At 65.0% G+C, this 13,962-nt stretch carries 19 protein-coding genes; 12 read left to right on the top strand and 7 right to left on the bottom strand.

Going from position 1 to position 13,962, the window contains the following annotated elements:
* The first annotated feature begins 32 nt into the window (after positions 1-32).
* From PMI15_RS10465 to PMI15_RS10415, 11 genes are all read left to right on the top strand, one after another.
* Positions 33-407 (top strand): FmdB family zinc ribbon protein, encoded by a 375-nt coding sequence (locus PMI15_RS10465; protein WP_007867969.1) that lies wholly within the window; start codon positions 33-35, stop codon positions 405-407.
* Positions 407-1,048 carry a DUF502 domain-containing protein gene (locus tag PMI15_RS10460; RefSeq protein ID WP_007867968.1) on the top strand — a complete coding sequence of 214 codons (642 nt, stop codon included), beginning with the start codon at positions 407-409 and terminating at the stop codon, positions 1,046-1,048. Before PMI15_RS10465 ends, PMI15_RS10460 begins: the two co-directional genes overlap by 1 nt.
* Positions 1,049-1,092: 44 nt before the next feature.
* Positions 1,093-2,898 carry an aspartate--tRNA ligase gene (gene aspS, locus PMI15_RS10455; protein WP_007867966.1) on the top strand — a complete coding sequence of 602 codons (1,806 nt, stop codon included), beginning with the start codon at positions 1,093-1,095 and terminating at the stop codon, positions 2,896-2,898.
* A gap of 36 nt (positions 2,899-2,934) precedes the next feature.
* Positions 2,935-3,381 carry a dihydroneopterin triphosphate diphosphatase gene (gene nudB, locus PMI15_RS10450; RefSeq protein WP_007867965.1) on the top strand — a complete coding sequence of 149 codons (447 nt, stop codon included), beginning with the start codon at positions 2,935-2,937 and terminating at the stop codon, positions 3,379-3,381.
* Between the two features lie 145 nt (positions 3,382-3,526).
* On the top strand, positions 3,527-4,747 hold the full coding sequence (clsB, locus tag PMI15_RS10445) for a cardiolipin synthase ClsB (RefSeq protein ID WP_007867962.1): 1,221 nt from the start codon (positions 3,527-3,529) through the stop codon (positions 4,745-4,747).
* Between the two features lie 135 nt (positions 4,748-4,882).
* Entirely contained in the window at positions 4,883-5,605 is a 723-nt protein-coding gene (gene folE / locus PMI15_RS10440; RefSeq protein WP_036838408.1) for a GTP cyclohydrolase I, read from the top strand.
* A 2-nt stretch (positions 5,606-5,607) separates the two neighbouring features.
* Entirely contained in the window at positions 5,608-6,030 is a 423-nt protein-coding gene (locus PMI15_RS10435; RefSeq protein ID WP_007867959.1) for a BLUF domain-containing protein, read from the top strand.
* Between the two features lie 148 nt (positions 6,031-6,178).
* Positions 6,179-7,060: a DMT family transporter gene (locus PMI15_RS10430; RefSeq protein WP_007867953.1), complete on the top strand. Its 882-nt coding sequence runs from the start codon at positions 6,179-6,181 to the stop codon at positions 7,058-7,060.
* A gap of 2 nt (positions 7,061-7,062) precedes the next feature.
* Positions 7,063-7,881: a DUF429 domain-containing protein gene (locus PMI15_RS10425; RefSeq protein WP_007867945.1), complete on the top strand. Its 819-nt coding sequence runs from the start codon at positions 7,063-7,065 to the stop codon at positions 7,879-7,881.
* A 43-nt stretch (positions 7,882-7,924) separates the two neighbouring features.
* A complete protein-coding gene (locus PMI15_RS10420; protein ID WP_007867942.1) occupies positions 7,925-8,419 on the top strand; it encodes a thermonuclease family protein in 495 nt (164 codons plus the stop codon).
* Between the two features lie 156 nt (positions 8,420-8,575).
* The gene (locus PMI15_RS10415) at positions 8,576-9,082 is read left to right on the top strand and encodes a BON domain-containing protein (RefSeq protein ID WP_007867938.1); all 507 of its coding nucleotides are present in this window, start codon (positions 8,576-8,578) and stop codon (positions 9,080-9,082) included.
* Positions 9,083-9,173: 91 nt separating this feature from the next.
* On the opposite strand, the gene PMI15_RS10410 is transcribed toward PMI15_RS10415, so the two are convergent.
* The 7 genes from PMI15_RS10410 to PMI15_RS10380 form a co-directional block, all read right to left on the bottom strand.
* Positions 9,174-9,488 carry a BON domain-containing protein gene (locus tag PMI15_RS10410; RefSeq protein ID WP_007867936.1) on the bottom strand — a complete coding sequence of 105 codons (315 nt, stop codon included), beginning with the start codon at positions 9,486-9,488 and terminating at the stop codon, positions 9,174-9,176.
* A gap of 94 nt (positions 9,489-9,582) precedes the next feature.
* Positions 9,583-10,143: a bacterioferritin gene (locus PMI15_RS10405; RefSeq protein ID WP_007867933.1), complete on the bottom strand. Its 561-nt coding sequence runs from the start codon at positions 10,141-10,143 to the stop codon at positions 9,583-9,585.
* Complete coding sequence (locus PMI15_RS10400) at positions 10,140-10,595, bottom strand: hypothetical protein (RefSeq protein ID WP_007867929.1); 456 nt, start codon at positions 10,593-10,595, stop codon at positions 10,140-10,142. The genes PMI15_RS10405 and PMI15_RS10400 overlap by 4 nt, the downstream gene beginning before the upstream one ends.
* Before the next feature lie 22 nt (positions 10,596-10,617).
* The gene (locus tag PMI15_RS10395) at positions 10,618-10,983 is read right to left on the bottom strand and encodes a hypothetical protein (protein ID WP_007867926.1); all 366 of its coding nucleotides are present in this window, start codon (positions 10,981-10,983) and stop codon (positions 10,618-10,620) included.
* 35 nt (positions 10,984-11,018) lie between these two features.
* Positions 11,019-11,405: a hypothetical protein gene (locus tag PMI15_RS10390; protein ID WP_007867923.1), complete on the bottom strand. Its 387-nt coding sequence runs from the start codon at positions 11,403-11,405 to the stop codon at positions 11,019-11,021.
* 109 nt (positions 11,406-11,514) lie between these two features.
* Positions 11,515-11,679: a DUF1328 domain-containing protein gene (locus PMI15_RS24350; RefSeq protein WP_007867921.1), complete on the bottom strand. Its 165-nt coding sequence runs from the start codon at positions 11,677-11,679 to the stop codon at positions 11,515-11,517.
* Between the two features lie 183 nt (positions 11,680-11,862).
* Positions 11,863-13,203, bottom strand: coding sequence for a CHASE3 domain-containing protein (locus PMI15_RS10380; RefSeq protein ID WP_238541103.1), 1,341 nt, complete (start codon positions 13,201-13,203; stop codon positions 11,863-11,865).
* Positions 13,204-13,329: 126 nt separating this feature from the next.
* On the opposite strand from PMI15_RS10380, the gene PMI15_RS10375 reads away from it, so the two are divergent.
* Positions 13,330-13,962, top strand: a complete 633-nt coding sequence (locus PMI15_RS10375; protein ID WP_007867910.1) for a response regulator transcription factor — start codon at positions 13,330-13,332, stop codon at positions 13,960-13,962.

Raw genomic sequence — 13,962 nt, 5'->3', positions numbered from 1 at the left:
CCTGGGAATATCCCCTCAAAGCCTTAAGCACTATGCCAATCTACGCCTACAAATGCGAGTCCTGCGGGCATGCCAAGGACGTTCTGCAAAAAATCTCCGATGCGCCACTCACCGTGTGCCCGCAGTGCGGCGCGCCCGCGTTCAAAAAGCAGGTCACGGCTGCGGGTTTCCAGCTCAAGGGCTCGGGCTGGTATGTGACGGATTTTCGGGGCGGCAACAGCACGGGCGTGGCCGCGCCCAAGACTGAGGGCGGCGAAGCAGGCACGGCCAACGGCAAGGGAACGGACAGTAAACCGGCCGACTCTACCGCCCCCGCGCCGGCAAGCACCGCGGCGGCTCCGGCTCCCGCACCGGCCGCACCCGCCAAGGCTTCGGCCGGCGATTCTTCTTCCAAGTCTTCTTCGTGATGGCATCCATTCGCCGCTGGCTTCTGGCCGGACTCCTGGTGCTGGTGCCCCTGGCGATCACGCTGTGGGTGCTCGACTGGATCGTCGGCACGCTGGACCAGACGCTGCTGATCCTGCCGGGCGCCTGGCATCCCGACAAGCTGCTGGGTTTTCACATCCCCGGCTTCGGCGTGCTGCTCATGCTGCTGATCGTGCTGCTGATGGGCGCCTTCGCCAGCAATTTTTTCGGCAAGAAGCTGGTGCGCTGGGGCAATTCCTTCCTGAGCCGCATCCCCATCGTCCGCTCCATCTATTCGAGTGTGAAGCAGGTCTCCGACACGGTGTTTTCAGAAAACGGCAACGCCTTTCGCAAGGCCCTGCTGGTGCAGTGGCCGCGTGAAGGCGTCTGGACCATAGGTTTTCTCACCGGCACGCCCGGCGGCGACGTGGTCAACCACCTGCAGGGCGACTACCTGAGCGTTTACGTCCCGACCACGCCCAACCCCACCGGCGGCTATTTCGTGATGCTGAAAAAAAGCGACTGCATCGAACTCAAGATGAGCGTCGATGAAGCCCTGACCTACGTGATTTCCATGGGTGTCGTGGTGCCCGCAAAGCCCGCGCCGCTGCCCGCGACCCTGCCCCTGACCCCTCCCCTTTAAACGGCGACAACCGCCCCAAAAGCGCTGAAAGTTCGAGTATTTTTATGGCCATCGTTTCCCAAATGCGTTCCAACTATTGCGGTCTGGTGACCGAGAGCCTCATGGGCCAGACCGTGAGCCTGTGCGGCTGGGTCAACCGCCGGCGCGACCACGGCGGCGTCATCTTCATCGACCTGCGCGACCGCGAAGGCTATGTGCAGGTGGTTTGCGACCCGGACCGTGCCGACATGTTCAAGACCGCCGAAGGCGTGCGCAACGAATTCTGCGTTCAGGTCAAAGGCGTGGTGCGGGCTCGCCCCGAGGGCACGACCAACGAGAACCTCAAGAGCGGCAAGATCGAGGTCCTGTGCCACGAACTGATCGTGCTGAACCCCAGCGTGACGCCGCCCTTCCAGCTCGACGACGACAACCTGTCGGAGACGACGCGCCTCACGCACCGTGTGCTGGACCTGCGCCGCCCCTACATGCAGAACAACCTGATGCTGCGCTACCGCGTGGCCATGGAAACGCGCAAGTTCCTCGACGCCAACGGTTTCATCGACATTGAAACGCCGATGCTGACCAAGAGCACGCCCGAAGGCGCGCGCGACTACCTGGTGCCCAGCCGCGTCAACGAGGGCATGTTCTTCGCGCTGCCGCAAAGCCCGCAGCTGTTCAAGCAGCTGCTCATGGTGTCCGGCTTCGACCGCTACTACCAGATCACCAAGTGCTTCCGCGACGAAGACCTGCGCGCGGACCGCCAGCCCGAATTCACGCAGATCGATATTGAAACCTCCTTCATGGGCGAGCAGGACATCCGCGACCTGTTCCAGGGCATGATCAGCAGCATCTTCAAGACCGTGCTGAACACCGACCTGGGCGAGTTCCCCGTCATGGCCTATGCCGACGCCATGCACCGCTTCGGCTCCGACAAGCCCGACCTGCGCGTGAACCTCGAATTCACCGAACTGACCGACGTCATGGCCGACGTGGACTTCAAGGTCTTCAGCGCGCCGGCCACGACGGCGGGCGGACGCGTGGTGGCCCTGCGCGTGCCCGGCGGCTCCGAGATGAGCCGCGGCGAGATCGACGGCTACACCGAGTTCGTGAAGATCTACGGTGCCAAGGGCCTGGCCTGGATCAAGGTCAACGACGCCGGCAAAGGCCGCGAGGGCCTGCAAAGCCCCATCGTCAAGAACATCCACGATGCCGCCATTGCCGAGATCCTCAAGCGCACGGGCGCGCAGAACGGCGACATCATTTTCTTCGGCGCCGACAAGGCCAAGATCGTCAACGACAGCATTGGCGCGCTGCGCCTGAAGGTCGGCCATAGCGACTTCGGCAAAAAGACCGGCCTGTTCACCAAGGGCTGGAAGCCGCTGTGGGTGGTGGACTTCCCGATGTTCGAGTTCGACGAGGATGGCCAGCGCTGGAGCGCCGTGCACCACCCCTTCACCGCGCCCAAGGACGGCCACGAAGACTGGATGGACACCGACCCGGGCCGCTGCATCGCCAAGGCCTACGACATGGTGCTCAACGGCTGGGAATTGGGCGGCGGCTCGGTCCGTATCCACCGCGCCGAAGTGCAGAGCAAGGTTTTCAGCGCGCTGAAAATCGGCCCTGAAGAAGCCCAGCAGAAGTTCGGCTTCCTGCTGGACGCGCTGCAGTACGGCGCGCCGCCGCACGGCGGCCTGGCCTTCGGCCTGGACCGCATCGTCACCATGATGACGGGCGCCGAGTCGATCCGCGACGTGATCGCCTTCCCGAAAACCCAGCGCGCGCAGGACTTGCTCACGCATGCGCCCAGCCCGGTGGACGAAAAACAGTTGCGCGAGCTGCACATCCGCCTGCGCAACCCCCAACCCGTCTAAACGGCGCGCCAACTGCCGGCCCGGAGCGGGGATGCCTTGAAAGCCTTCAAGATCCCCGAATCCGTGCTGGTGGTCATCCACACGCCGCAGCGCGAGGTGCTGCTGATAGAGCGCGCCGATAATCCCGGCTTCTGGCAAAGCGTGACGGGGTCCAAAGACGGGGTGGACGAGCCCTTGCTGGAGACCGCCATGCGCGAGGTGCTTGAGGAGACGGGCATCGCGGCTCCGCCGGCGCAGTTCCGCGACTGGGGCCTTGCCAACGTCTACGAGATCTACCCGGTCTGGCGCCATCGTTATGCACCTGGCGTGACCCGCAACACCGAGCACGTCTTCAGCCTGTGCCTGCCCGAGGCCCGCGAGGTGAAGCTCAACCCCCGGGAGCACACCGCCTGGCAATGGCTGCCGCACCACGCGGCGGCCGACCTGTGCTTCTCGCCCTCGAATGCCGAGGCGGTGCTGCTGCTGCCGCAATTCATGGCCTGAGCCGCAAAGGCCACAGGGGCCGCGCGCAGGCGCAACACTTTGTGAGTTGGCGTTTCACGGGATTGGCAAACACCGGCTGCTCGGTTTAAATGGGACGGACCCCACGCCCATCTCTCCATTCGCACAGGGACGAACGCCACCGCCCATGCTGTATCCCCTCCACAAGACCGGCGCGCTGCAACTGCTCCAGGGCGGGCGGGATTTTTTCCCCGCTTTGGTCCAGGCGCTGGATGCGGCGCATAGCTGGGTCCAGCTGGAAACCTATATTTTCGATTTTCACGGCGCCGGGGCGCAGGTGGCTGAGGCGCTGGTGCGCGCCGCCAGCCGCGGCGTGACGGTGCAGGTGCTGGTGGACGGCATAGGCACCAGCCCGCTGCCGGCCGAATGGCGCGAAAAATTCGCGCAGGCCAAGGTCGACTGGTGCGTGTACTCTCCCTTGGGCACGGGCTTGAGCGGCCTGGGCCTGCTGGTGCCGGAGCGCTGGCGCCGCCTGCACCGCAAGCTGTGCGTCGTTGACCAGCACACGGTGTTTTGCGGCGGCATCAATGTGCTCGACGATTTCTACGACCCGAATCACGGGGAGCTCCAGGCGCCGCGCGTCGATTTTGCCGTGGCCGCCACCGGGCCGCTGGCGCTGGAGGCCGCCGATGCCATGGCGCTGCTGTGGTGGCGCGTGCAGGCGGGTTACAGCGCGCGGCAGCGGCACATGAACGCCGCGTGGGAGAAGTTCAAGGCGGCGGGTTACGGCGGGCGCACGGGCGCTACGCCGCCCGCCGCAGGCCACGGTGCCGGCCCCAGGGCGGCGATGGTATTGCGCGACAACCTGCGCAACCGCAGCAGCATAGAGCGCGCCTACCGCAAGGCTATAGGCAAAGCTCACCACGAGATCATCATCGCCAACGCCTACTTCCTGCCGGGGCGCAAGCTGCGGCGCGCCCTGATAGGCGCGGCGCGGCGCGGCGTGCGCGTCACCTTGTTGCTGCAGGGCCGCTATGAGTACTTCATGCAATACCACGCGGCCCGGCCCGTCTACGGCGTCCTGCTGGCGGCGGGCGTGGAGATCCATGAATACGAGGCCGGCTTTCTGCACGCCAAGGTGGCCGTGGTGGACGGGCACTGGGCCACCGTGGGTTCGTCCAACCTGGACCCCTTGAGCCTGCTGCTGGCCCGTGAAGCCAACGTGGTGGTCGAGGACAAGGCCTTTGCCGAAGGCTTGGCGGGCATTTTGCGCGATGCCATGGTCAAGCAGGGGCGGCGCATGGATCCGGCCGCCCACAGCCACCGCCCCCTGGGCCAGCGCCTGCGGGGCTGGGGGGCTTATGCCCTGGTGCGGCTGGCGTTGCTGGTGGCGGGCCAGCGCTATTGACTTCCCGAAACCGCCGTTTCCGGTAATCAGCTCCTAAATTGATAGCTGCATGCGCCCATGCGGATGGGTCAGAAGGCCAAAGACCCCGCCAAATTCCGGACAAGACGGCAGGGGGACGGGCTGGTAATATCTGGCATGCTTATGAAATCCGACACGCCCCCCCAGGACGCGACCGGCGAGGGTACGCCCGTTTCCGTCAAGATCCGCGAACGGCTGGCGCTGGCGCGCAAGCGCTTTCACGCCAATGACAACATCGCCCAGTTCATCCAGCCCGGCGAACTCGAAAAACTGCTGGACGAAGTCGAAGGCAAGATGCAGGGCGTGCTCGACAGCCTGGTGATAGACACCGCCGGCGACCACAACACCAACAACACCGCGCGCCGCGTGGCCAAGATGTACCTCAACGAGGTGTTCAAGGGCCGCTACGTGGCCTCGCCCACCATCACCGAGTTCCCCAACGCCGAGCACCTCAACGAGCTCATGATCGTCGGGCCTATCACGGTGCGCAGCGCCTGCTCCCATCACTTCTGCCCGGTCATCGGCAAGATCTGGATAGGCGTACTGCCCAATGAGCACACCAATGTGATCGGCCTGTCCAAATACGCGCGCCTGGCTGAATGGGTCATGGGCCGCCCGCAGATCCAGGAAGAGGCCGTGGTGCAACTGGCCGACCTCATCATGGAAAAAACCCAGCCCGACGGCCTGGCCATCGTGATGGAGGCCAGCCACTACTGCATGGCCTGGCGCGGCGTGAAAGACATGGACAGCAAGATGATCAACTCGGTGATGCGCGGCGTGTTCCTGAAAGATTCGACCCTGCGCCGCGAATTTCTCGCACTGATTCCGCAAAAAGGCTAAGCATGCTCGTACGTTTACTTTACGCAAGCCGCGCGGTCGACACCAGCCCCGAAGCCATCGAGGGCATCCTGTCGCAGTCGCGCCAGCACAACCCGGCCACCGGCATCACCGGCATCCTCTGCTACGGCGGCGGCATCTTCCTGCAGGCCATCGAAGGCGGGCGCATGGCGGTCAGCGACCTGTTCGGCCACATCCAGCAGGACGCCCGCCACAAGGACGTGGTGCTGCTGCACTTCGAGGAAATCTCCGAGCGGCGCTTCGGCGGCTGGACCATGGGGCAGGTCAACCTCTCCAAGCTCAACCATTCCATCCTGCTGAAGTATTCCGAGAAGGCCGAGCTCGACCCCTATTCCGTCTCCGGCAAGGTGTCGTACGCGCTGCTCGAAGACCTGATGGCCACCGCCTCCATCTGCGGGCGCGTTTGAGTAGATGACCCCCACGCTCCGCCGTTGCGCGGGTAGCTACCTCCCGAGGGGGCGTTGCGCCTGCGGCCCGGCAAAGCCGGTTCCGCGGCCCTGGCTGGCAAGAAGGCGCTTCATGCTGCACCGCAGCCTTGTTGTGTTGGCTTGACCGGTGCCCCTTTCCGCCCTTGCCCTGATTGTTCTTGCCGGCCTGATTCACGCCAGCTGGAACATCGCCGCCAAAAAGGCCGGCGGCGATGTTCGCTTCGCCGCTTTCACCAGCATCGTGATGATGCTGTTCTGGGCGCCGCTGGGCATCTGGCTGGGCAAGGACCAGGTGCCGGGCTGGGGCAGCGCGGAGTGGCTGCTGCTGGCCGCCAGCGCCGTCCTCCACACGCTGTACTACGTCGTGCTGCTGCGCGGCTACCGCAAGGCCGACCTCACCGTGGTCTATCCGCTGGCGCGTGGCTCGGGCCCCTTGCTGTCGTCGCTGGCCGCGATCTTCGTGCTGGGGGAGCAGATCTCCACCCTCGGCGCCGCGGGCATTGCCGGTGTGGTCGTGGGCGTGTTTCTTATCGCCGGCGGGCCGGGCCTGTGGCGGGCCACGCACGATCCGGCGCAACGCAAGCGTATCCACAAGGGCATGATCTATGGGCTGATCACCGGCGTCTTCATTGCGAGCTACACGGTGGTGGACGGCTACACGGTCAAGGTCTTGCTCATGTCGCCGATCCTGCTGGACTACATGGGTAACCTGCTGCGGCTGGTCGTGGTCGCTCCGCAGGTGCTGCGTGACGTGCCGGCCGCGGCCCTGCTGTGGCGGCGGCAGTGGAAATACGCGGTCTTTGTCGGCATCATCAGTCCCGTGTCCTATGTGCTGGTGCTCTACGCCATGCAGACGGCCCCGCTCTCGCACGTCGCGCCCGCGCGGGAAATTTCCATGCTGTTCGCCGCGCTGATCGGTGGCCAGTTGCTGGGTGAGGGCGACCGCCTGCTGCGATTGCTCGGAGCCGGCTTCATCGCGGCCGGCGTGATGGCGTTGGCGGTGGGCTGACCATGGCCAACACGCCCTTGCTCGGCTGCGACTTTTCCAGCACACCGACGCGCCGCAAGCCGATCGTCATGGCACTGGGCCACGAAGCCGGCGGCCGGGTGATGCTCGAGCGGCTGGAAAGGCTCGAAACCCTGGATGCGTTCGCGGCCTGGCTGTCGCAGCCGAGCGAGTGGGTGGGCGGCTTCGATTTTCCGTTCGGGTTGCCGCGCGAATTGGTGGAACACCTGGGCTGGCCGTTGCAATGGCGCGAGTGCGTGGAGCACTACGCCGGCCTGTCGCGCGCGGAAATTCGCACAACCTTCGCCGCGTTCTGCGACGCGCGTCCGGTGGGCGGAAAATTTGCGCACCGCGCCTTCGACAAGCTGGCAGGCTCCAGCCCGTCGATGAAGTGGGTCAACCCGCCTGTGGCCTACATGCTGCACGCCGCGCTGCCGCTGCTGCTGGCGGCCGGTGTGCACATCCCGGGCCTGCACGCGGGCGACCCCGGCCGTGTCGCGCTGGAAGCCTATCCCGGGCTGCTGGCGCGAGAGCTGATCGGAAAGCGCAGCTACAAGAACGACGACAAGGCCAAACAGACGCCGGAGCGGCTGATCGCGCGCAAGGACCTGATCACCGCGCTGGAAAACGGGCAAACCCGGCTGGGGCTGCGCCTGAAAGTCAGCCATGCCCAGCGCGACGCGCTGGCTGACGACGCCAGCGGCGACAGCCTGGATGCCGTGCTGTGCCTGATGCAGGCGGCCTGGGCGCAGCGGCAGGGCGCGCCGCGCTACGGTTTGCCGCTGGAGATGGACCCACTGGAAGGCTGGATTGTCACAGCCTGACCGCCCTCTTTACGCGATGGTGTTCTTTTCCAGAGCTCTCGTGATGGCCGCGCTGCTGGGCTCGTGGCTTCCCGTCCAGGCATCTTCCCAAGCGAAGTCCACACCAAGCGCCTGGTCCGGCGTGGTGACCTATGTGGTCGACGGCGACACGCTGAGGGTGCGGCCGCCCGGCGGCGGCAAGCCGGTCAGCATTCGCATCAGCGGCATAGATGCGCCGGAAATCTGCCAGGCCGGCGGCACCGCCTCCCGCGACGCGCTGATGCGCATGCTGCTGGGCCAGCGCGTGGCGGTGCACGGGCGGCAGTATGATGACTACGGCCGCCTGCTGGCGAAGATCAGCTTCAAAGGCGATGACACAGGCCGCTGGATGGTGGCGCAGGGCCTGGCCTGGTCTTACCGCAACCGGGGCAACGCCGGCCCCTATGCTGCGCAGCAGCGCCACGCCAGGGCCGCGGGACTGGGAATCTTCTCGCCGTCGCACGCCGCGCCGCCGGTGTATCCCGCGCAATTCCGCAAGCGGCACGGCAGCTGCCGCTAATACGGGCGCTGCCCCTTGTCCTACGGCTGTTTCAGCCTGGGCCGATGTGCGGCAACGGGCCATCTGGCTAGAGTGAATGTGCGCGAACGCCGCTTCGCCATTTTCTTGCGCCCGGCCGTTCAGGCCGGGCCCCTCACATCCCGATAAGGAGCCACCATGATTCCCACCCTCTTGAATCCCTCGCATGCGAGCCATGCCCTGCGTCCGCTGGCCGTCCTGGTCGCGGCATCCCTGGCGCTGGCCCTGTCGGCCTGCAACAAGCAGGACGAGGGCAAAACAGCCGGCCAGCAACTCGACTCGGCCATTGCGAAAACCGAAGACGCCGCGGCCAGGGCCAAAGCCAAGGCCGAGAGCGAGATGGCCAGTGCCGGCGCCGCAGTGAAAAACGCGACCCAGAGCGCCGAGTCTTCCGGCAAGGACATGGCCGCCAAGGCCGGTGAAAAAATCGACGACCTCACCATCACCACCACCGTCACCGCGGGCTTCGCGAAGGACCCCGACCTGAGCGTGCTCAAGATCAATGTGGACACCCGTGACGGCGCAGTGATCCTCAAGGGCTCCGCGCCCACGACGGCCGCCCGCGACAAGGCCGCCGAGCTGGCCAAGGCGGTCAAAGGCGTCAAATCGGTGGACAACAAACTTGAAGTCAAGGCTGCCGGCTAGAGGCCGCGAGCCCGGACGTGCAAAAGGCAGGCCACGGGAATCCCATGCCTGCCTTTTCCAGCCACCTTGCGGTGGCATAGGGCCTGACCGTTTACGGGCGAACGACGATGTCGTTGCGAACAGCCTTGACGTTCTTCACGTTGCGGGCGATGTTTTCAGCCTGGGCCTTTTCCGCGGCGGATTTGGCGAAGCCGGACAGCTGGACGGTGCCGTTGAGCGTTTCCACCTTGATGGAGGTGGCCGCCACGGTTTTGTCCTCGACGAATTTCGCCTTCACGGACGTTGTGATGGCGGCGTCGTCGACATAGGCGCCGGCAGTTTCCTGGCCACGCCCGACAGCGCAGCCGCTGCCAATGATGGTGATGCCTGCCAGGGCGGCGAATGCAATTGCGCGAGCGTATTTCATATTGTTTCCTCTTGTGTTGATTTCATGGTTTTGGTGCAGGGTTGAAAAAGCCTGCCTGTGAACGGCACCACGCCCACAGGCCTGCGGTCATGGTTTATTTTTCGAGCCAGTCCTTGAGTTCGTCGGCATGTTCTTCCTCGTCGGCAAGAACGTCCTCGAGCATGCGCCGCGTCGTCGGGTCCTTGTCGCCGATCAGCGCGATCATCTGGCGGTAGATCTCCACCGCGATGCGCTCGGCGACCAGGTTGACGCGCACCATGGTCTTGAGGTCGTTGGATTCGTCGTAGTCGGCATGGCTGCGCTGCTGCAGCGTGCCGGGTGAAAAATCGGGCTCGCCGCCCAGTTGCACGATGCGCCGGGCGATGCGGTCCGCGTGCCCGGATTCCTCATTCGCGTGCACCAGGAATTCATCCGCGATGGCGGGTGAGGACAGGCCGCCGGCCATGAAATAGTGGCGCTTGTAGCGCAGCACACAGACCAGTTCCGTCGCGAGGGCGTCGTTGAGCAGCTTCACGATGGCGTCGCGGTGCGGACCGTAGGCCGGTGTGATGGCGCCGTCGGCCAGGCTCTTGCGGGCCGCATCCAGGCCGGTTTCGTCAAGCACCAGTTCGCCGGAAGTTGCGGTAGGGCGTTTGGAAATGACGGGCGTGTTCATGGTGTCCTTTGCGTCTGCTCGTTGTCCTGCGCCGGACGGGAAAGCATGGACAGCAGGGCACCGGAGATCTCCGACGACTTGAGCGTGGCCAGCAGCACGCTGCCCAGGGATACCAGCCGCCAGGGCTTGAAAGCCACGGCCGCGGCGCCCGCCAAGGCGGCGATGCCCAGCAACTGCAGCGGTTTTTCCCTGGCGTACTCCCCGAGCACGGGCCGTACCAGGTTGAGTGCGGCGCTCACGGGGTGGTGCTGCCACCAGGCGCCCAGTGCGTGTTTGATGAAGCCCCAACTGCCGCCTTCGGCATGCGACGGGCCTTCATCACCGTGCCGCGCGGACTGTTCCGGCTCGTCATGGGACAGCTTGTCGCGGCTCATGTGCCTGACGATGGCCTTGCGGCTGCTGGCCAGCCTTTCCTGCGGCGTGGGCTGGGTGAGTTGAGCGAGGGATGTCATGGCGCGGTATGGGTGACGCTGTTCAGGCGGCCATGCGCAAGGCACGGGCGTCACTGTCGATCTGCGCCTTCAGTTCGGGAAAGCGTTCCGCGGCGAAAGGCTTGCGCGCCCGCAGCATGGCCAGCACCAGGATGGCCAGCGCGATGCCCGGCACCACCACCAGCGCCCAATGGAACTGGTTGTGCAGCATTCCCAGCATCACGGCGGTACCGGCCAGGCCCAGGAAGACCGCGGCCGCCACAATCGCCGCGGCCCAGGCCACCACGCGCGCCAGCAATTCGGCGCTGGCCTCGGAAGCTTCTTCCTGGAACAGCGCCGCATAGGCCGACAGGTGATCCACGACCAGGTCGGGCCGCTGCACGATGGTGGAAAAAAGGGGATGGAGCATGGCGGAGTGGTCTTGGTGGTCTCTGTCGCGGTGGCTCAGTAGCGGTTCTGCTGGCGGTGGTGGCGTGCCGAGGAAATCAGCAGCGCGACGCCCGCGCCCACGGCCGCGGCGATCAGCACGGAGCGCAGGGGCTGGTCGGCGACATAGCGCGAGGTGGCGGCCGTCGCGTTGGACAGCGAGCGCTGCGCGCGGTCCTTGGCTTCGGCGGCGATGTCCAGGCTCTGGCGCGCCAGGTGCTGGGCCTTGGAGGCCAGCATGTCGACCACGGGGTCGACGCTGCCTCGCAGGTCGCGTACCTTGCTTTCGGCCTTGTCGAGGGCCTCGTTGGCATAGCTGCGGGTGCTGGCCACGGTTTTCTCGGCGGTCTGCAGCAGCTCATCGGAGGCTTGGCGTGCGGTGTTGGTGGCGGTCTGGGGGGTCATGGCGGTCCTTGGTGGGTTGAGGGAGCATTGAAAAGAAGAAGGGAAAATAAAAGCCGGGTCACCGGGTGACGCGGCTCATGCGGGAGGCCTTCGGCGAAAGGCGGGGCTGTCAGTTCTTGCGCAGCAGGCTGATGACAAAACTGACGACGGCCATCACGGCAAAAATGAAAAACAGGATCTTGGCGATCTCGACGGCGCCGGCCGCGATGCCGCCGAAACCGAACACGGCGGCGATCAGCGCGATCACGAGAAAAACGACGGAATAGTGCAACATCTGAGGCTCCTTGCTCCGGGTGGATGGCCCATGCTTCGATTGAAGCGGCCTTGAGCCAAGCTTAGAGAACGTCCCGGGATGGTCTCATCGGCTGCGGACGTGTGCCTGTGTCAGTTCGAATGGCCACGCCCTGTAGGAGGGGGCCGACATTTTGTTACGCCGTTCGCGAGGCGCGCGCGCATGTCAACGCGTCTTCGGCAGCACCGCGGAAATGCGCGTACCCTCACCTTCGGCGCTGGTGACGGTGAGGCGGCCGCCCGCCGCTTCCACGCGATGCCGCATGCCGGCCAGCCCATGGCTTCCCGCGCCCACGCTGCCGACCTTGAAACCCTTGCCGTTGTCCTTGACCTCGACGGTGATGTAGCTGTCGAAGTTATGCAGGCTGATCTCGGCCTGCTTGGCTTCCGCGTATTTGCCGATGTTGGTCAGCGACTCCTGCACCAGGCGGTAGACGGTCAGCTGCGCGGAACCGCCGAGCTCGACGGGCTCCAGGTCGGTGGTGATGGTCAGGCCCGAGCGTTCCTCGAACTCCCGCCCCAGGATTTCCAGCGAGGCCACCAGGCCCAGGTGTGACAGCGAGGACGGGCGCAAATCTTCCACGATGCGCCGCTTGAGTGCGATGCCGCTGTTGAGCGTGTTGGTCAGGTGCGTGAGCCTCTCCACCGCTTCCGGCATGCTGCCCGCCAGGCGCGACTTCAAACGCGCCACGTCGAGCTTGGCCGCGGTCAGCAGCGCGCCCAGCTCGTCGTGCAGTTCGCGAGCCAGGTGGCCGCGTTCGTCCTCGCGCACATTCTGCAGGTGGGTGGCCAGCTCGGCCAGGTTGGCGGTGCGTTCACGCACCTGCACCTCGAGGAAGTCGCGTTCGCGCTGCAGGGATTCCTGCTCGCGCCGGCCGGAGGCCAGCAAGGCCTTGGTCTGCAGCAGGTACATGTAGAAGGCCAGCAAGCCCGCCAGCGCCACGGTGGCTACCCCGATGCGCGACAGCTGCAGCGAGCGCCGGATCTGGTCCTGCCCCTGCTCCATTTTGCTGACGCTGCCGGCGGCCAGCCTAGCGGACTGCTCGCGGATGGCCTCCATGTGTTCCTTGCCGACGTCCGTGGTCAGCACGAACTTCCAGGCGTCCTCATTGCCCTCCTTGCGCATGCGAACGCTCAGGTCCATTTCGGCCAGCTTGCGGGAAACGTGCCGCGACATCTGGCCGAACTCCGCGAGCTGTTCCCGGTAGGGCGTGAACAGCTGGCGCAGCGTGTCCAGGTTGTGGTCGATGTCGGCCAGCGCGGCGTTGTAGGGCTCCAGGTAGCGCGCGTCCCCCGTCAGCAGGTAGCCCCGCTGGCCGGTTTCCGCGTCCAGCATATGCTGCAGAAGCTTGTTGATGGCGCCGCGGGTCTGCTGCGCCTCTTCAATGCTGGCCGCCGCTTCGGTAGACTTGCGGAAACTCGCCTCATTGATGAAGATGAGGAAGGCGGCGGCCAGCACCGCCAAAGGCAGGCTGATGGCCATTCTGGGTATCGCAAATGCTTTCACGGCAAACTCCGTTTGGTACTTCGGTGAAGAATTCGTCAATAATGGGTGCTGAAAATTAAAGCAGGCGCCAGTTCAAGGCTCTTTTCACGGCGTTGCCGGCTTGCAGCTTTATAGGAAGACAGCGACATGATCAAAATCGGAATTGTGGACGACCACGCCATTGTGCGTTCGGGGCTCAAGCAGTTTTTCTCGGACCAGGTCGACTTGCGCGTTGTCGGCGAGGCCGGCAGCGGCCGCGAGGCCATTGACCTGGTTCGCAATGTCGAACTCGACATCCTCGTCATGGATTTGTCCATGCCGGGCCAAAGCGGCATTGACGCGCTGGCCATGATCCGCGCGAAGGCGCCCGATGTCGGCATTCTCATTCTCAGCGGCTATCCCGAGGAGCACTATGCGGTCAACCTGATCCGCCAGGGCGCCAGCGGCTACCTCAACAAGGAGTGCGACCCTTCCGAAATTGTCGACGCGATCCGCGTGATCTCGCTGGGCAAGCGCTACATCACCCCGGCGGTGGCGGAGTTGCTGGCTCAGCAGCTGAACCGGCCCAATGACGTTGCCTCCCACGAGCAGCTGTCCGAGCGGGAGTTCCAGGTGTTCCTCAAACTGGCAAAAGGCGAGACGGCGGGCGACATCGCCAAGGCGTTGTCGCTGAGCGTGAAAACGGTGAGCACCTACCGTACCCGTGTGATGGAGAAGATGAGCCTTTCCTCGAACAGCGACCTGACTTACTACGCGCTCAAGAACAAGCTGATTGATTGA

This window comes from Polaromonas sp. CF318 (assembly GCF_000282655.1).
Classification (GTDB): Bacteria; Pseudomonadota; Gammaproteobacteria; order Burkholderiales; family Burkholderiaceae_C; genus Polaromonas.
This window is presented reverse-complemented; position numbering and strand designations above follow the sequence as displayed.